Raw genomic sequence first — 18,582 nt, forward strand, 5'->3', positions numbered from 1 at the left:
AACGTTAAACCTATTTGTAAATCGCTTAAATGAATTCACTTGGTTGCTTGTCTAGAAAAAGTCTTTGCTTCTTCTCAACAAGCGCCCACACGAATTATCTGATCAAATTGTTAAAGAGCGTTGCTTTTTGACTCTCAGCAGCGTGTGCCGTTCGTCTCAAGCGAGGCGCATATTCTACTTTGCGCTCATTCAAAGTCAACCGTTTATTTTGCAATTTTGTAAATTAATTTACTCAGCGTCGGAACTTTGAATCCTGCCGCGTAAGCAATCTAAAAACATAACGTTTTCAACCACTTACTCAACACCTTGCGTCGTTCAAAACCGCCTTAATTTGCGGCCTCCCTAAGCAAGGACGGCGAATTCTACAGACATATAAAATCAGGTCAACCGCTATCTGTAAAAAAACTTAAAAAAATTAAAAAAAAGACAAAACTGACCAAATACCATACAGTCAGTGACTAAAGAACAAACAAGCGCGATCAAAACTTAAACAACATGCATAAAACAGGCACAAAAAAGGCGTCTAACGACGCCTTTTCAAATTACGTATATAGAAGAAGCAATTTTATACCAATGAGAACAGGTGATGCTTCTTCTTACCTAGCTTAACCAGGAAGTACTTTCCGAATAGCGCTTTATCATTCGCAAACACACCCGTGGCATTCATGTTGTCTTCCATACCATGAGCCTGCCCATTAACGATAACAGCATTTCGCTGCAGAGCGTCTTTTACCTGCTTACCACCTGGAGCCATACCTGCTTCAGATAGAATTGTTGTCAGTGGACTTTCAGCCACAGCCGCAAGGTCGAGCTCTGATGACGGTAGGCCATCTTGTGCTAACTGAGCATAATCAGTTTCGCTCAGATCAGAAGTATCTCCCGAGAACAGCGCTTCAGTGATGCGCTTCGCAGCAGCAAGACCCTCTTCGCCATGAATAAGGCGAGTAGCTTCTTCAGCCAGTATACGCTGCGCCTCTGGACGACCCTGGCGTTCAGAGTCTTCTTTCTCAATCTGATCGATCTCTGATACAGATAGGAAAGTAAAATATTTAAGGAAGCGGTATACATCTGCATCAGCAGTCTGCAACCAGAACTGATAGAACGCGTAAGGCGATGTGCGGCTGGCATCCAGCCAGATTGTACCCGACTCTGTTTTACCAAACTTTGTTCCGTCTGATTTAGTAATCAAAGGCAACGTCAGACCGAATACCTGATTACCATTCATACGACGAGTCAGCTCTGTACCACCAGTGATATTACCCCACTGATCAGAACCACCGATCTGAAGAGTACAACCATGGGAAGCATTCAACTGCTGGAAGTCATATGACTGTAGGATCATGTAAGTGAATTCGGTATAGGAGATACCCGCACCTTCACGATCGATACGTTGTTTAACAGACTCTTTGGCAATCATCTGGTTAACAGAGAAATGCTTTCCGATATCACGCAGGAATGTCAGAACATTGACATTCTGCGTCCAATCCAGGTTATTAACTACTTCTGCACTGTTATTACCGCAGTCGAAATCAATAAATGCACTAACCTGCTGTTTGATTTTCTCAACCCAGCCAGCAACAGTGCTGTCATCGTTCAGCTTACGTTCCTGAGCTTTAAAGCTCGGATCACCAATTAGGCCTGTAGCACCACCTACCAGCGCCAGCGGCTTATGACCAAACTGCTGAAAACGCTTTAGGGTCAATAGAGGCACCAAACTACCGATATGCAAGCTATCTGCAGTAGGATCAAAGCCACAATAAAGTGTCACACTTCCATCAGACAGATGCTTTTCCAGTTCTTCTTCGCTGGTCATCTGCGCAACCAGTCCGCGCGCTTTCAGGTCTTGTAAAAGTGTTTCACTCATTGCTTTTGATCACCTTTAGATGATGTCGTTAAAAAAAGAGCGCTATTTTAGCGGCAGCAAGCCCAGCAAACAAATCTGATACCCTTTTATTTTCTTGATCAGCGTTAAGCCAAGCTTAAGTTTTATACTTTTTCGCCGACTTTTATAAATTAGAGTGGCATAATGCAGCCACTACTTATCAGCAGCCCAATTTAAAGCTATAAAAACGAAGGGGAATTAGGGTGCTAAATCGTTTCCATCATTTCCGGGGACAGTTTCCAACTGTTCATCTGGTAGCCGTCAGCGCTTGTGTCTTTATTCTTGGCCTGACCCTGTTATTACTCCCGTCTCAGGAAGTTGAAGCCACCCGCGTTATTGCAACCGACGCCCCGGCTGAAAAGTCTACTGCTGTTGAAGCTATTATTATTGCCCCTAACACACAAACTGACACAACAAATCTCCCAAGCATTTCAGCAGAAGTTACAGCAGAAGAAGCACCAGCTACAGAAGAAAACTGGACGGACTATACGGTAGGGTCTGGCGATAACCTGACCTCCATGTTCAAAAAGGCCGGTTTAACGGCTACCGATGTTTACTATGTTTCTCAAGCTAGCAAAGCTTCAAAATCATTTACCCGCTTGTTCCCTGGACAGACACTTTCTTTCCTAATAGAAGATGGCAAGTTAAACAAACTTCGTCATGTTCAATCAGATCTGAAGAGTACACTACTGACACGTACTCTTAACGGCTTCGATATCCAGCAGATTGAGCGCCAACCGAAAATCCAACATCAATATACATCTGCTACGATCACCGACTCTCTTTTCCTCGCAGGAGAAGAAGCAGGACTATCCAGTAAAAAAATAATGGAGCTGGCGAGCATCTTTGGCTGGGATGTGGATTTCGTGCTGGATATTCGCAAAGGCGATAGCTTTAACCTAATTTACGAAGAGCACTTCCTAGATGGCGAGAAGATTGGCGAAGGCCCAATCATTGCAGCACAATTTATCAATCGCGGCACAAAATTCACTGCACTTCGTTATACCGATACAAATGGCGATAGCAGCTACTACACCCCTGAAGGTTACAGTATGCGCAAAGCCTTCCTGCGCTCTCCGGTAGATTTTGCACGCATCAGCTCGCGCTTTAGCCTGAAGCGCAAACACCCAGTACTGAATAAGATCCGCGCTCACCGCGGCGTTGACTATGCTGCTCGCACAGGCACGCCAATTAAATCTGCCGGTGACGGTAAAATCATTTTCCGAGGTAGAAAGGGTGGATTCGGTAATGTAGTGATCGTGCAACACGGTAGCAACATCACTACGCTTTATGCGCACATGAACGCATTCAAACGCGGTCAACGCGTGGGCACACGAGTCAAGCAAGGCCAGATTATTGGCTTTGTTGGCAAAACTGGTTTAGCTAGCGGCCCTCATCTACATTATGAGTTCCGCCTCAATGGTGTTCACAAAAACCCATTAACGGTCAAATTGCCACAAGCATCGCCTATAACGAAGAGCGAACAAGGCGCTTTTAAAACTGCAGCAAGCGCGCTTTTGGCACAACTTGAAACATATCAAGCCACAACCCCTAACACTACACTGGCTCTGAACAATAAGTAATGGATAACCAAGCTACTGTTTATGTTGGTCTCATGTCCGGCACCAGCTTGGACAGTGTAGATGCCGTTGCGGTTAGCTTTGAACCTAAATTCACACTTATTGCCACCCATACTGAAGCTATTCCAGATCAGTTAAAACAAAGTATCACGAGACTGATGCTACCCGGCGATAATGAAATCGACCGCATGGGCGAGATTGATATCCAGCTCGGCCAACTTTTCGCCAAGGCAACGAACCAGCTAATCAATAGCAATAATCTTAATAGAAGCAAGATCAAGGCTGTAGGCAGCCACGGACAAACAGTCCGCCATCGTCCTGAGTTAGGCTTTACACTGCAGATTGGTGATGCCAATATCATTGCAGAGCAAACAGGCATTACCACCATTACCGATTTCAGACGCAGAGACATGGCTGCAGGCGGACAAGGCGCCCCGCTAGTTCCAGCATTTCACCATGCGATGCTGCATAACTCAGCAAAAGACAGGGTTCTGCTTAATATTGGTGGTATGGCGAATATCACATACCTACCTTCGAACCCGGAAAAACCAATATCCGGCTTTGATACAGGTCCCGGCAATATCCTTATGGATGCCTGGATCAACGATCAACGCCAGCTTGGTTATGACAAAGACGGAGCTTGGGCAGCATCAGGCAAGATCAATAATGATCTGCTCTTTTCTCTTCTAGAGCTGGATTATTTTCAGGAAGCACCACCAAAAAGCACAGGGCGCGAGCAATTTAACCTAAACTGGTTAAAACAGAAGCTGCACAATTTCAGTGATATTCATCCGGAAGATATTCAAGCAACCCTTGCCGCCTTAACCGCATACACCATTGCCGACTGCATTAAGCGCTTCACTCCATACTCCGATTTCGAATTATTAGTATGTGGCGGCGGTAGTCACAATCAGTTTTTGCTACAACAGCTCAGATCAGCCCTGCCAACGGCGGATATCGCAAACTCAGATATAGCCGGAATTGCAGCAGATTGGATGGAAGCAGCCGCATTTGCCTGGCTGGCGATGCGCTGCCTTGAGGGGAAAACAGGTAATATCAGTGACGCTACCGGCGCCAGCGGAGAAAGAATTCTCGGGGCTATTTACCAAGCCTAGAAATACAGATAACCCTGATTGCGTAACCTTAGCTCTTCTGAAGGCCCTAGAGGCACTGTATCAACAAAAACTGGCAGCTCAGAACGATCAACACCATTGATCCGCATCCAAGTTTCACACACCCTAATATCAATGATATTTCTCTGCTCCAAACGCTCCGCTAATTCTAATAGGCTTTTGTAACGCTCCATATTATGGCTACGGAATGCATGCGCTTCCTCACCATGAAGAACAAAAACGATAGGCTCATAAGAACTCAAGTCATTAACACTATCCGCCAATAAACTCGCACGCTCAAACAACATCTCAACTTCAGATGCACTGTTATTCTTTATCAATGCCAGATAACGTGAGTTTGCCAGATCAGGCTCCGCAGGGGACTGCAACGGTTCTGCGGCAATAGCAAAAGAGAACAACACCAGAAACACACTCACCAACAGTCTGGACATAATTCTCTCCTGTAATAGAAATATTAGATATTTAACAGAAGGTATCTGAACAGGTTATGAACTTGCAAGCCATAACCTGTTAGGAGGGTATATTAGATAGAGAATGAGGAACCACAACCGCAGGTTGTCGTTGCATTCGGATTGTTAATAACAAATTGACTGCCTTGCAAACCCTCTTTGAAATCCACCTCAGCACCAGCAAGGTACTGGAAGCTCATCGGGTCAACAACCATAGTAACGCCATCACGCTCGACAACAGTATCATCATCAGCGGATGACTCATCAAATGTGAAGCCATAGGAAAAACCTGCACAACCACCACCTGTAATAAACACACGTAGTTTCAGATTGTCGTTTTCTTCCTCGTCGATCAACGACTTAACTTTTGCGGCAGCTGCGGCCGTAAAGGCCATAGCTGACTCTGCATTTGGATCTACTGTTTCAATCATAGGAACTTCTACTCATAAAGATTGGCGCAATTATCACCTTAACCTAGCATTTCAGTCAAGTATTATGGCATCAACCCTACGATATTCAGCCCTGCACTCTCATCCAGACCGAACATGATATTCATGTTCTGGATCGCCTGACCGGCAGCTCCTTTAACCAAATTGTCGATAACAGAAAGCACCACTACGGTGTCTTCATTCTGCGGACGGTGCACACTGATACGACATTGGTTCGCACCTTTAACACTTCGAGTCTGAGGGTGTGAACCTGCGGGCATCACATCTACAAACGGCTCGTTCGCATAGCGCTCTTCAAACAGAGTCTGCAGATCATGATCAACTGGATCTTTCAGCACACCATAACAAGTGGAGTGGATACCACGGATCATCGGCGTCAGATGAGGAACAAAGGTCAGATGAACCGGGCGCTCAGCCGCGGCAGACAAACCCTGCTTAATTTCTGGCAGGTGACGATGTCCAGGTACGCCGTAAGCCATCATGCTTTCACTGGCTTCACAAAGCAGCATTCCAACTTTTGCACCACGTCCAGCACCGCTCACGCCTGACTTACAGTCTGCAATCAGGCGACGATGATCAATCAACTTGTTTTCAATCAGTGGCAGAAAAGCCAACTGTGTAGCTGTTGGGTAGCAACCAGGGCAAGCAATCAGCTGAGCATCTTTTATCTGCTCACGATTTACCTCTGGCAAACCATATACCGCCAGCTCAGCCATCTCCGGCTGGGTATGCTCCATACCGTACCACTTGGACCACAACTCCAGATCTTTAATACGGAAATCTGCACCCAGATCGATAACCTTAACGCCTTTAGCCACCAGCTCTGCAGCCATATTCATAGCAACGCCGTGTGGAGTTGCGAAGAAAACAACATCACAGCCACTCAAAGTTTCCACATCAGGTACTGTGAATTTAAGGTCGTGATGGCCTCGCAGGTTTGGATACATATCAGCCACACTGACACCTTCCTCAGAACGGGAAGTAATCACCTCTACCGTTGCATTAGGATGATTTGCCAACAAACGAAGCAGCTCTACGCCGGTATAACCGGTACCACCTACAATACCTACCTTAATCACGAAAGGACCTCTCAAAGGGATGAAAAACTGGTAACGTATAAAACAAGATTACTGTGTAATGGCGACAACGCCCGACTATCTCTTTCCAACCTGTTGATTCATTTGTATAAATTCAGCAGTAAAAAGAGCTAAACTGAGTCGAGGATGCACTATTCTGACTACGCAGACCGCATATAATACAAAGCAGCAGCTTTAATGACCATTAATAAATATGCTCAGATACGCTTTTTCAATGCAACACTTCCGCCACCGGCTGGCCCATACCGAAGCCCTACCGCAGATGGTGGTGCTTGGAATAATCTGCGGAATCATCTGTGGAGTTGTGCTCGGCACGTTCCGTTTGCTGCTGGAAATGCCATTAGAACAGTTTCTACCAAGCGGGATAAATGATGATTTTGAGTCCCTTCCTACTTGGCTGCGTTTTTGCCTTCCTATCATCGGTAGCCTTTTACTGATTGCGGTCCTCTCCCGCGTTACGCCTCTCGGAAGAAAAGTTGGCGTGATTCATCTTCTGGAGCGAATGGCTTACCACCAGAGCAACCTACCTCTTAAAAATGCAATCGTGCAGTTCTTCGCTGCCTGTATTGCCCTCCTGTTTGGTCACTCCTGTGGTAAAGAAGGTCCAGCCATTCACTTAGGAGCTGCTTGCGGAAGCCAATTAGGTCAACGCCTGAAGCTACCTAATAACACCTTACGAATTCTGGCCGGCTGCGGCTGTGCCGCCGGCATTGCTGCAACATTTAACACTCCACTAGCGGGAGTAGTGTTTGCAATGGAGGTGGTTCTTCTAGAGTACACCGTTATAGGGTTTATGCCTGTTATGGTAGCTGCTGCCACGGGCGCTTTAGTTGTGCAATTTATGTTTGGCCGGGATCTGGTGCTCACTGTGCCAGCAATGAATATTCAATCACTGCAGGAAGTCCCTTATGTGATATTCCTAGGCGGAATGATCGGCCTGCTCGCGGTGGCATTCATCTACATTATGACCAAAACTCTAAAATGGTCTCAGCATTCAGTACTAACTTATAAGTCCAAATTGATTCTAGCTGGAGTATTAACCGGCGGTTGCGCAGTTTTCTACCCTCAAGTCATGGGCATCGGCTATGACACTATCAGTTCAGTCCTTCAGGGCGAGCTTACTCTGGCTGTTCTAGCGGGTATTCTCCTGGCCAAATGCCTTTTAACGCCCATAGTATTAGGCCTAGGCTTACCCGCTGGATTGATCGGCCCAACTTTTTTTATTGGCGCTATAGCCGGTGGGATTTTAGGCGCGTTAGGTGCAGACGTTGTAGATCAAGAAGTAGCCCACGCTGGTTTTTACGCCATGCTAGGCATGGGCAGCATGATGGGTGCCGTAGCTAACGCGCCTATGGCAGCTTTAGTTGCCATCCTGGAGCTAACCGGTAACCCAAATATCATCTTCCCTGCGATGATCTCCATAGTGATCTCCAATTTGATTGCCCGTTACGTATTCAAAATGCCATCAATCTTTGTTGCCAGTATGCAGATACAGGGGATGGACTACCGCTATCAACCGCTGAATCAGGTACTAAACCGTTCCGCTGTTGGTAGTCTGATGAGCACTAATTTCGTAAAAGCAGATTCGGTTATTTCCTGTCAGGGCGCACTCAGTGCTCTGGAAAACGACCCATCCTGGGTTGTAATTGATTCAGAGAATAAATACTCGTTACTCTCACCCGGCGATCTGCACACCATGACTCGCCAGTTGGCGCCCCATGATGATATAGATCTGCTCACCATGCCTGCCCTTCGCCTTGATACTGCAGATATCGATGAAAAAGCCACACTGCAGGAAGCGCTGGATAAAATGAGCGAAAATAGCGTTGAAGCCCTTTGCGTCTTGGATTCCAACCAGAATATCTGCGGCCTTCTAACTCGTAATCAGATAGAACAACACTACCGTCAGAATTAGTTTAAACAGACCTTACTTATGCAAAACAGACTCTCGGGCCTATACGGCATTACTGATCAGCAACTGATGCCTGATCTGACCAGTATGCTGAAACAGGTTGAAAAAAGCCTAAAAGGCGGGGCAAAGATCATCCAATACCGAGATAAATCCTCGGACCTTAAAAAACGAGTGGAGCAGGCCTCTGCTCTCAACACCCTATGCAAACAACACAAAGCTATCCTGCTAATCAATGATGACGCGGGGCTTGCAGCGGGCATCGGGGCAGCGGGGGTTCATCTGGGCCAGAGTGATGGAGCTGTTACTGAAGCCAGAGAAATGCTCGGGCCTGATGCCATTATCGGGGTCACCTGCCACGATTCGATTCAACTGGCAGAAAAAGCAGCAACTGAAGGGGCTGATTACGTGGCATTTGGCGCTTTCTTCCCTTCCAAGACAAAACCTGATGCAAAACCCGCTCCCATGGACTTACTGCAGGAAGCAAAACAAAAAGTTGAGTTACCAATAGTGGCGATTGGGGGCATTAGCGTGGATAATGCAGACCAGATTATTTCAGCTGGTGCTGACATGGTGGCTGTCATCCATGCTCTATATGCTCAGGGCAACATTACAGCCACAGCAAAGCAGTTCCACCAGCTTTTTAAAAATTGATTCAGAGAGATAGAAAATGTCCCGTTCCGAAGAACTTTTCCAGGCAGCCCAGGCCCATATTCCAGGTGGCGTAAACTCGCCGGTACGTGCATTCAAGGGTGTTGGCGGAACGCCAATCTTCTTCAAACGCGGCGAAGGCGCTTATCTGTTTGATGAAGATGATCAGAAATACATCGATTATGTAGGCTCATGGGGGCCAATGATTCTAGGGCATCGTAACGAAGCGGTTATCAATGCGGTACGTGAATCTCTTGATAACGGTCTGGGCTTTGGTGCACCAACTGCAATCGAAATTGAGATGGCTGACAAAGTTTGCGAAATCATGCCGTCCATGGAATTGGTCCGTATGGTTAGCTCCGGCACTGAAGCAACCATGAGCGCAATTCGTCTGGCACGCGGTTATACCAAACGTGACAAGATTGTAAAATTTGAAGGCTGCTACCACGGTCACTCAGACTCTCTATTGGTAAAAGCAGGCTCAGGCATGCTGACACTGGGTGAGCCAAGCTCTCCGGGCGTGCCGGCATCACTAGCAGAACACACGATCACCCTGACTCACAACGATATCGACAGCGTGCGTAAAGCATTTGCTGAAGTAGGTGATCAGATCGCCTGCATTATCGTTGAACCGGTGGCAGGCAACATGAACTGCATCCCTCCGGTTCCAGGCTTCCTTGAAGGTCTGCGTGAAGTATGTGATGAGTACGGCACTGTTCTGATCTTTGACGAAGTAATGACAGGCTTCCGTGTTGCTCTGGGCGGCGCGCAGGCGGTTTACAATGTTCAACCCGACCTGACCACACTGGGCAAAGTCATTGGTGGTGGCCTGCCTGTAGGTGCATTCGGCGGCAAGCGTGAAATTATGGAACATATCGCTCCACTAGGCGCTGTTTACCAGGCAGGTACTCTTTCCGGTAACCCTCTAGCGATGGCTGCCGGTCTTACTATGTTGAATGAAGTATCTAAACCTGATTTCTACGAACAACTGGGCGCTAAAGTGGAGTTCCTGACCGAAGGTTTGGAAGCTGTAGCATTGGCCAATGGCATTCCTTTCACAACTAGCCGTGTTGGCGGCATGTTCGGTCTGTTCTTTACAGATCAGGAGCAGGTAACCAGCTTCTCCGAAACTATGGCCTGCGATTCAGACCGTTTCTCTAAATTCTTCCACGGCATGCTGGAGCAAGGCGTATATCTGGCCCCTTCTGCATTTGAAGCAGGGTTTGTATCCGCTTCTCATACTCAAGAAGATATAGAGGCAACACTGGCTGCGGCTGATAAGGTCTTCGCTTCTCTGAAATAGACCTGCTTCTGCTTAATTATGATGACCATATTAACTACAGGCATTATCCTGATCTGCGCCCTGCTACTGGCAGGGCGTAGCTATCGTGTAGCTGAGAAAACCCAGCATACCGCTACTATGGTCATCAGTCTTTCTGCAGCATTTATAGCCTCCTCTGCAGCAGCGAACCTTTTGTTCACCGGAGCAGATCAAGATTCTGAAACTCTGATTCGCATACTGGATAACCTTGCCTATTACGCTGCCATTCCTTTTATCGCCAGCGCTCTATTGGATACCGCACATAGATTTGAATGGAGTAAAGCGGCCTGGGGGCGCTGGTTACTTGCGCTTTTTGCTCTGTTCGAGTTATGCCGCCGAATGAGTTACGGCAATGAATATAGCCAATTTATGGCTATCACCTGCGTTGCAGTAATGGCGTACAGCGCCGTTAAACTGATCGGCCCAGCTCGTCTCATCACCCTACTATCCACCGCCCTTCTCGCTCTGAGTCTGCTTCTGTTTGGCAAACATAGCCTTCTACCTGCTTATAGCAACACACTAGCCTATGCGCTGACTTTTTCTGGAGCACTGCTTACCCTTGCCTTGTGCTCTACACACCTGGCCCCTAAAGAAAACACAACTTCAGCTTAGTTCGACAGATTAAGCTATCTTTAAAGTCACGACGTTCGAAACCGTTCCTAAAACCTCCTTTATTTAAACAGAGGTATTACCATGTCTGCGTTATCTGAAATCACAGCCGAACAGATTATGTCGTACAAACTTCTCACCGTTTGCGAAACCATGTCGATCCAGTCTCTAATCGACTTCTTCAACAAGAACGGTGTTTCCGGAGCGCCTGTCCTATCTAAAGAGGGGTCGATCATCGGGGTAGTTAGCCTAAGCGATATCATAAATTTTGACGTTAATCCAAAACATTCGCTGACTGAAAACCCAATGACACAGTACTATCTTAATTCATTGGAAGGGATCAGCCCGGACGAGCTGGGGCTATCCGAAGGTAATCAACATCAGAACCATCTGGTCGGTGAAATTATGACTCGAGAGGTGATTACAACAGAGCTTTCCAGCTCCATCCCTCAGATCGCGGGATTAATGCACGAACGCGGCATCCACCGCGTTTTTGTCAGTCATAAGGGGGAGATCTGCGGAGTAATATCTACATTAGATATTCTTAAGCTAGTTGCAGACAATTAACGCTGTCGTATTAGTACTGCATTGCCTGCTGGCGAGCTTTTGTGGCAGAACTGTAATTACCGTAGGATTCGCGAATATCAGCGATTAATAGCCATAGGCGACGTAGCATGATGGCATCGCCTATCGCCATATTGGTGCCTTTAAGTGCCAACTGCTCTGCTTGGTTCCAACGACCTTCCAAACGCTGAATATCAGCAAGTTGGAAATAAATCTCTGGATCCCGCGGGGCGATACGTTGTGCTCTTTCGAGACTACTCTGCGCAGCATTCATAGAGCCACTAACTTTCTGCTTATTAGCCGTATCAAGCAAAGCGATTACAGCTGGGTTCTGTGCACGAGATGTTGCTGCGGTAGGAACGGGAACCGCGACTGGTTGCTCAGTGCGCGATTCCCGGATGATAGTTGGCTTAACGACAACACCCGTAGACGCTGGCTCAACAGACTGCACAACTTCACCGCTACCGGTTCTATCCTCGACCGGTGGACGGTAACCTCCTGTTCCACTTACACAGCCCGCTAGCGTCAGTACAGCGATACCTACAAGGGTGTTCTTATATTGCTTTGCTAGCTTCTTTACTAACTTATTAACTACCTGAACCATCGTTTAAACCAATCTAAAGACTCATCTTGCTGTTTTGCAGCACATTCAGCATATTGCTTTGGAGCTGTACCTTTTATGAACGGAAGCTGGCGAACACCCTCACAGTGTTCTGCTGCTAACAGCCCTGTTTGTTCTTCCACCCAATGATACTCAATTCCTTCAGGTTGGACCGCCATAAATGAGTGAGGTTTCTCTTTCACCATCAGATCAGTCCAGACTCTAAGCGCACCACCAGAACCTGTAAATGGTAACTTGCCATTCTCATCCAGCCCCAACCAAACCACCGCCATACGATCACCAGCAAAGCCTGCAAACCAACTATCGCGCTGACCATTACTGGTACCCGTTTTACCAGCCACGTTCATTGCTGCAGGTAAACGGTTGTAGATTGAACGGGCAGTACCTTCACGGGTCACTGCCTGCAAAGCATACTGAATCAGGTGCATATTTTCTGCGGACACCACCTGCTTCACTTCAAACGGATAACGGGATAACTCTTGCCCCTCAGCATCAGTCACCAATCGAATAGCACGCATCGGTGTTCTGAAACCATTCGCCGCAATAGTCTGATAAACCTGCGCAATCTCAAATGGGCTCATTGATTCAGCGCCCAGCAGCAGGGATGGATAAGGCTTCGGCTCCCGCTCGATACCCAGCCGCTCCAACATATCCACTACGTTATCAAGACCAATATCCATACCCAACTGTGCGGTACTCTGGTTATATGATTTTGCCAGTGAGCGGAACAGCGGTACTTTGCCATGACTAGTACGATCAAAGTTCTGAGGAATCCAGCTACTGCCATTAGGCAGAGGTACACTGATTGGCTGATCATCTAACAACGATGCCAATGTATAACCATTCTCCAAACCGGCAAGAAATACTGCCGGCTTAACCAGAGAACCGATGGGTCTACGCGCATCCAGAGCGCGGTTAAAGCCCTGATAGCGGGCATTTTTACCGCCCACCAGCGCCAGCACCTCACCGGTTTGTGGATCGGTAACAACGATACCGCCCTGTAACGCTTTAACAGGTTTACCATAGCGCTTTTGCAGAGAATCAATGGTATTCGCCAGTGCTGCCGCACTGTTAGCCTGCACCATAGGATCAAGGCTGGTAAAAACTTTCAGCCCTTCAGAGCTTAAAACTTCTTCGGGGTATTCTTCGCGTAGTTGGCGTTTCACAAGATCCAGATAAGCCGGGTAAGCCCCCTTATGCAGGCTGCGTTGTTTCACAACTCCCAGAGAACGCTTCTCGGCATCCAAACGCTGCTTCATGGAGATAACGCCTTGTTCCTGCAAAACTTTCAACACTAGATCACGGCGCTGTTTTGCCCGCTTCGGATGACGTCTTGGATCATAGTAGGAAGGGCCTTTTACCATACCCGCCAACAGCGCAACCTGATGCAGTTTTAGCTCATTGATTGGCTGGGCGAAGTAGTACTGACTTGCCAAGCCAAATCCATGCACCGCGCGTGAACCGGATTGCCCCAGATAAACTTCATTCAGATAGGCTTCCAGAATCTCATCCTTGTCATAATGCAGATCCAGCAGCACAGCCATTGGGATCTCCATCAGTTTCCGCGCCAGAGTCCGATCCGATGTGAGATAAAAGTTTTTGATCAACTGCTGAGTCAGGGTACTGCCCCCCTGCACAAAACGGCGCGCTTGGATATTAACCCACATAGCACGAGCAATACCGCGCAGAGAGATACCGAAATGCTGGTAATAATCCCGGTCTTCAATCTGGATAAGCGCTTCTTTCAGGTACTCTGGAGCCTGATCAAGACGTATCAGATCACGATCTTCATTATCACGCGGATAGATACCGCCAATCAGAATAGGCTCTAGACGGCTGAGTGAAACCTGTTGACCCCGGCTATCATTGATAGAAACCAATTGATCGCCACGGAAACTCAACAGCAGTTTTTTAGCCGCCTCTTCTGAATCCGGGAATGAGAATCCCCGCGTATAAATTCGTGCTCTATTGGCGGCCCATTCCACCATCCCAGGCTGACTCGCCTGGTTAACAAAACGATAGCCCAAACCCTGCAGCTCCTGCTTTAGGGCTGTTTTACTTAGTACCTGGCCGGGATAGAGCTCCAAAGGGCGAGCATAAACTTTTGCTGGCAACGCCCAGCGCTTACCCTCAAATTTATTTTTAATCTGGATATCAAGATAGATCAGGCCGATACCACCGAGTACCAGACCTAACAGGGAAAGCTTAAAAAAAAGAAACAGTAGTTTTTTCAGAAAGCTGCGTGGTTTTTTTGCCTTAGGACCACGACTAGATGATTTTGATGCTCTCTTTTTTGTCATTGGCTAAGTATAATGCCCTTCCTTAGCAGGCCATATAGAACGTGTATGACGCTCATTGATTCACTGAAAAATGCAGATTTCTATCCCCATCCGGTCGAACAGATCGAAGTGATAGAAACCCATATATCCTGGCTGATCTTAACCGGCGAATATGCCTATAAGATTAAGAAGCCGGTGGATTTTGGTTTCCTGGATTTTACCACGCTCGCTAAACGTCAGCACTTCTGTGATGAAGAATTACGCCTGAATCAGCGTTTAGCTCCCGATATTTATCAACAGGTGATCGCCATCGGTGGCACTCCTGAGGAGCCAGTTTTCGGCGCCGAAGAAGATATCATTGAATACGCTGTGCAGATGCAACAGTTCAACCCGGAACAACGCCTGGATCTGTTACTGCAAAACCATCGTTTCGAACCTAGCTGGATCGACACACTAGCTGAACAAATCGCTGATTTTCATGGCCGGATTCCCATTGTTGCTAAAGACAGTCCATGGGGCGAACCCGATACTATCTGGCAGGTGGTATCCGATAATTTTCTGCATATTACCGATTCCATCTCAGATCTGGATGACTGGAGTAAGGTGCAGCAGTTATCGCAATACACCGCCCAGCAGTTCCGTAAACTCACACCCTTGATAGAACAGCGTAAAGCGGAAGGCCACGTGCGTGAGTGCCATGGCGACCTTCACCTCGCCAATATCACCCTCTATCACGATGAACTGCGTCTATTTGACTGCATCGAATTCAATCTCCAGTTCCGCTGGATCGACACCATCAGCGACATAGCTTTTCTGCTGATGGATCTTGAGGCCAATGGTGAGTTCCGCTGGGCCAACCGCTGCCTCAACCGCTACCTGGAAATCAGCGGTAATTATCAGGCGCTACCGCTGCTGAATTTCTACAAAGCATACCGCTCTATGGTACGCGCTAAAGTGTCAGTACTGGGTGACATGCATGACATCCCAACGCTTCGCCGCTATCTTCGTCTGACCGATTATTATGCGCGGGACCACAAGCCGGCACTGTTCCTGATGAACGGTATTTCCGGTAGTGGCAAGAGCCATCTAAGCCAACAACTAGTTGATCAGACCGATACTATCCGTGTCCGTTCCGATGTTGAGCGTAAGCGCCTCTATCGAGAACTAAGCCTGAAAGGTGAAAAGCTGGGAGATCTTTACGGCCCACAGATGAACGCTCTCACTTTTAATCACCTGCTGGATACCAGTGCAGAACTGTTGCGTAACGGCTATTCCGTTGTGGTTGATGCCACAGCGATCCGTCAGCGCACACGACAAAGCTATATGGATCTCGCAGAAAAACTTGGCGTACCGATGCGCATCATCTCATGTGAGTGTGAAATGAAGCTGATTGAAGCCCGCCTTAAACGCCGCACCAGTGAAGGTAATGATATCTCTGATGCAGATATCACTGTGATGCAGGACCAGTTTAAACACCAGCAGAAACTAACTGAGGAAGAGAAAAAGATTACCATTAGCGTTAACACTGATGATGACGAGGCGATCCAACGTTTGCTTGAGCAGTTACGGATTCAGGAAGTCATTTTCTAATGCAGTTTCTATGTAAGTTCAGCGATATCGAAGAAGGCTGCGCCAAAGGATTCGAAATCGAGGGTACTCGATTACTGGCAGTAAAATATAGGGGTGAGCTGTATGTTTATGAAAATAGCTGCCCCCACCGCAGCATCCCTCTGGAGTGGCAGCCAGATCAGTTCCTTGATTACGACAAAACCTTCATCCAGTGTGCAACTCACGGAGCCTTGTTCAAAATAGATTCCGGGGAATGCATTTCTGGGCCTTGCGTTGAAGACCGTCTAAACAGTGTCACTTTCACCCGCGAGGGCGAGGATATTCTGGTAGAACTGTAGCCTTAGCATTTTCGGTGTGGGTACACACCTCCTACAGCTCTACCGGTAACTCCCTCTCGATAGTCACTTGTTGCTCATCAATCCGGGCTGCATAAGCTATAACCTCAACACCCGCTTCTTTTGCTTGTCGTAGTAACCGACCATATTCAGGGTCGATATGATCAGCAGGCCGCACCTTCTGAATACCCGTATGCGGAACACAAAACAGCATCACCGCTCGATCACCCTGCTCTACCATGAGCATCAACTCCTTAAGGTGTTTAGCGCCTCGAGTGGTAACAGCATCCGGAAAACTACCCCAGTTATTTTCTTCCAACAGGGTAACATTTTTAATCTCAACCCAAACCCGGCCCTTTTCAGCATCTTCCAGCAACAGATCAATACGGCTGTTTTCACCATATTTCACCTCCTGACGAATAGACTCATAACCTTGTAACTGCGTGATTACATCCTGCTCAATCGCTTCGCGCATTAGTTTGTTAGCAAGACCGGTATTGATGCAGGCCAGATACCGACCTTCAACTTCCACCAATTCCCAACCCAATGGGTATTTGCGTTTAGGATTTCCGCTATCCTGCAGCCAAACCCGACTCCCAGGCTCAGCACAGTTTTTCATAGAGCCTGTATTAGGACAGTGAGCAGTCACTTCGCTTCCATCATCCAGAATCACGTCAGCTAGGAATCGCTTATAGCGTTTAACCAGTTTACCTTTGAGCAGATTATCCAGTTGCATCAGCCACGAATCCTCTTCTGCAGACGCTCTAAAGCCAGCTCAATTCGATCCAAACCAGTGGTATAGGAAAAGCGGATAAACTGATCACAGCGGTGCTGACCAAAATCACGGCCCGGCGTAGTAGCAATATGATCCTCTTCTAGCAACGACCAGCAATAGTCAAAGGTATTATCAGTCAGATGCTGAGCCCCGGCATAAACGTAGAAAGCACCCTCAGGGGTTATCGGCAAATCAAAATTAAGTTCGCGCAGGCCTGATACCAGCAGGTCGCGACGTTTTCTAAACTCTTCTTTGCGCTGTTCCAGTATCTGGATGGTTTCCGGTTTAAACGCAGCCAACGCAGCATATTGGGATACAGTATGCGGAGAGATCATCAGGTTCTGCGCCAGTTTTTCCAGCTCTGGAGCGGCATCCATTGGTGCCACCAGCCAACCTAAACGCCAGCCCGTCATACCGAAGTATTTGGAAAAGCTGTTAATAACAAAAGCGTTCTGATCCAGTTCCAGAACCGAAGGCGTATCCTGCTCGTAGGTCAAGCCATGGTAGAGCTCATCCACTACCAGCGAACCGCCGCAGTTCTTAACCTGCATAGCAATTTCAGCCAGCTCATCACGATGGACAACGGCACCCGTTGGATTAGCAGGTGATGCCAACAAAACCCCGGCTGTATTTGTCTGCCAGTTCTGCTTAACAAGTTCAGAAGTTAGCTGAAAATTCTGTTCTGCATCCACTGAAACCAATTGTGTTTTGGCTTCCAAAAACCTCAGAAATTGGCGGTTACAAGGGTAACCCGGATCCGCCATCATAAAGGACTGCCCGCCATCAGTGAGCAACGCAAAGATCATCAGCAACGCACTGGATGCACCGGTTGTGACAATGATGCGTTCAGGGGATATGTCCAGATTATAACGCTGCTGATACCAATCACTGATCGCTTGGCGCAGCTCCGGAATACCTGCCGCTGGGGTGTATTGAGTTAAACCTGTGTCGATCGCCGCTTTGGCTGCTTCAGCAATAGGAGGAGCCGTAGCAAAATCAGGTTCGCCAGCTTCCATGTGTACAACATCAAATCCCTCTGCATCCAGCTGTTTTGCTCGTTTCAGCAGATCCATCACTTTAAATGATTCGATCTCTGCCACCCTTTGCGAAGGCTCAAATCCCATTACCTACATCCCGTTCTAAAAACCAAAACCGCAGTATAACTCAGACCTATTGTGAATAGAGCGTTCAGATCGCCTATTTACAAGCACTCTAACCTGGACTAGACCTAATAGGATGTCCTTTTAAGCCGGTTAGATGAATTTAGGGCTAGCGAAACATCAGATCATCTGGTAATTTCCCTGCCTTTCATGCTAAATGCAGTTTCTGCATTACCACGGAATCTGAGATGTAAATCT

At 47.5% G+C, this 18,582-nt stretch carries 17 protein-coding genes; 9 read left to right on the plus strand and 8 right to left on the minus strand.

Translation table 11 applies throughout. The features are described 5' to 3' along the window. Positions 1-565 precede the first annotated feature (565 nt). Entirely contained in the window at positions 566-1,864 is a 1,299-nt protein-coding gene (gene tyrS / locus GY843_RS14600) for a tyrosine--tRNA ligase (RefSeq protein WP_297310671.1), read from the minus strand. A gap of 221 nt (positions 1,865-2,085) precedes the next feature. Here tyrS and GY843_RS14605 point away from each other — a divergent pair, with 221 nt between their 5' ends. After that, entirely contained in the window at positions 2,086-3,465 is a 1,380-nt protein-coding gene (locus GY843_RS14605; protein WP_297310672.1) for a peptidoglycan DD-metalloendopeptidase family protein, read from the plus strand. Beyond that, a complete protein-coding gene (locus GY843_RS14610) occupies positions 3,465-4,577 on the plus strand; it encodes an anhydro-N-acetylmuramic acid kinase (protein ID WP_297310673.1) in 1,113 nt (370 codons plus the stop codon). Before GY843_RS14605 ends, GY843_RS14610 begins: the two co-directional genes overlap by 1 nt. Here GY843_RS14610 and GY843_RS14615 read toward each other — a convergent pair. The 3 genes from GY843_RS14615 to argC form a co-directional block, all read right to left on the minus strand. Next, positions 4,574-5,026, minus strand: coding sequence for a DsrE family protein (locus GY843_RS14615; RefSeq protein WP_297310674.1), 453 nt, complete (start codon positions 5,024-5,026; stop codon positions 4,574-4,576). The two genes, GY843_RS14610 and GY843_RS14615, sit on opposite strands and share 4 nt — an antisense overlap. A 92-nt stretch (positions 5,027-5,118) precedes the next feature. Further along, on the minus strand, positions 5,119-5,475 hold the full coding sequence (erpA, locus tag GY843_RS14620; protein ID WP_297310675.1) for an iron-sulfur cluster insertion protein ErpA: 357 nt from the start codon (positions 5,473-5,475) through the stop codon (positions 5,119-5,121). A gap of 62 nt (positions 5,476-5,537) precedes the next feature. Continuing rightward, positions 5,538-6,572, minus strand: a complete 1,035-nt coding sequence (argC, locus tag GY843_RS14625; protein WP_297310676.1) for an N-acetyl-gamma-glutamyl-phosphate reductase — start codon at positions 6,570-6,572, stop codon at positions 5,538-5,540. A 232-nt stretch (positions 6,573-6,804) separates the two neighbouring features. Between argC and GY843_RS14630 the strand changes: the two genes are divergently transcribed. The 5 genes from GY843_RS14630 (at position 6,805) to GY843_RS14650 (ending at position 11,647) form a co-directional block, all read left to right on the plus strand. Continuing rightward, the gene (locus GY843_RS14630; RefSeq protein WP_297310677.1) at positions 6,805-8,505 is read left to right on the plus strand and encodes a chloride channel protein; all 1,701 of its coding nucleotides are present in this window, start codon (positions 6,805-6,807) and stop codon (positions 8,503-8,505) included. Between the two features lie 18 nt (positions 8,506-8,523). Next, complete coding sequence (gene thiE / locus GY843_RS14635) at positions 8,524-9,153, plus strand: thiamine phosphate synthase (RefSeq protein WP_297310678.1); 630 nt, start codon at positions 8,524-8,526, stop codon at positions 9,151-9,153. Between the two features lie 16 nt (positions 9,154-9,169). After that, on the plus strand, positions 9,170-10,453 hold the full coding sequence (hemL, locus tag GY843_RS14640) for a glutamate-1-semialdehyde 2,1-aminomutase (RefSeq protein ID WP_297310679.1): 1,284 nt from the start codon (positions 9,170-9,172) through the stop codon (positions 10,451-10,453). Between the two features lie 18 nt (positions 10,454-10,471). Next, positions 10,472-11,083: a hypothetical protein gene (locus GY843_RS14645; protein WP_297310680.1), complete on the plus strand. Its 612-nt coding sequence runs from the start codon at positions 10,472-10,474 to the stop codon at positions 11,081-11,083. Positions 11,084-11,164: 81 nt separating this feature from the next. Continuing rightward, positions 11,165-11,647, plus strand: coding sequence for a CBS domain-containing protein (locus tag GY843_RS14650; RefSeq protein ID WP_297310681.1), 483 nt, complete (start codon positions 11,165-11,167; stop codon positions 11,645-11,647). 10 nt (positions 11,648-11,657) lie between these two features. Here GY843_RS14650 and GY843_RS14655 read toward each other — a convergent pair whose 3' ends face one another. Both GY843_RS14655 and mrcB read right to left on the minus strand, forming a co-directional pair. After that, the gene (locus tag GY843_RS14655) at positions 11,658-12,248 is read right to left on the minus strand and encodes a tetratricopeptide repeat protein (protein WP_297310682.1); all 591 of its coding nucleotides are present in this window, start codon (positions 12,246-12,248) and stop codon (positions 11,658-11,660) included. Continuing rightward, complete coding sequence (gene mrcB, locus GY843_RS14660; protein ID WP_297310683.1) at positions 12,236-14,566, minus strand: penicillin-binding protein 1B; 2,331 nt, start codon at positions 14,564-14,566, stop codon at positions 12,236-12,238. The genes GY843_RS14655 and mrcB overlap by 13 nt, the downstream gene beginning before the upstream one ends. A gap of 45 nt (positions 14,567-14,611) precedes the next feature. On the opposite strand from mrcB, the gene GY843_RS14665 reads away from it, so the two are divergent. Together GY843_RS14665 and GY843_RS14670 are read left to right on the plus strand one after the other, a co-directional pair. After that, positions 14,612-16,135: an AAA family ATPase gene (locus GY843_RS14665; RefSeq protein ID WP_297310684.1), complete on the plus strand. Its 1,524-nt coding sequence runs from the start codon at positions 14,612-14,614 to the stop codon at positions 16,133-16,135. Further along, positions 16,135-16,452, plus strand: a complete 318-nt coding sequence (locus GY843_RS14670; RefSeq protein WP_297310685.1) for a Rieske (2Fe-2S) protein — start codon at positions 16,135-16,137, stop codon at positions 16,450-16,452. Before GY843_RS14665 ends, GY843_RS14670 begins: the two co-directional genes overlap by 1 nt. Before the next feature lie 31 nt (positions 16,453-16,483). On the opposite strand, the gene sfsA is transcribed toward GY843_RS14670, so the two are convergent. Together sfsA and GY843_RS14680 are read right to left on the minus strand one after the other, a co-directional pair. After that, positions 16,484-17,185, minus strand: a complete 702-nt coding sequence (sfsA, locus tag GY843_RS14675; RefSeq protein ID WP_297310686.1) for a DNA/RNA nuclease SfsA — start codon at positions 17,183-17,185, stop codon at positions 16,484-16,486. Then, on the minus strand, positions 17,185-18,348 hold the full coding sequence (locus tag GY843_RS14680; protein WP_297310687.1) for a pyridoxal phosphate-dependent aminotransferase: 1,164 nt from the start codon (positions 18,346-18,348) through the stop codon (positions 17,185-17,187). The genes sfsA and GY843_RS14680 overlap by 1 nt, the downstream gene beginning before the upstream one ends. Between the last annotated feature and the right edge of the window lie 234 nt (positions 18,349-18,582).

Origin of the sequence: Neptuniibacter sp., assembly GCF_024231755.1 — a bacterium.
Taxonomy (GTDB): Bacteria; Pseudomonadota; Gammaproteobacteria; order Pseudomonadales; family Balneatricaceae; genus Neptuniibacter.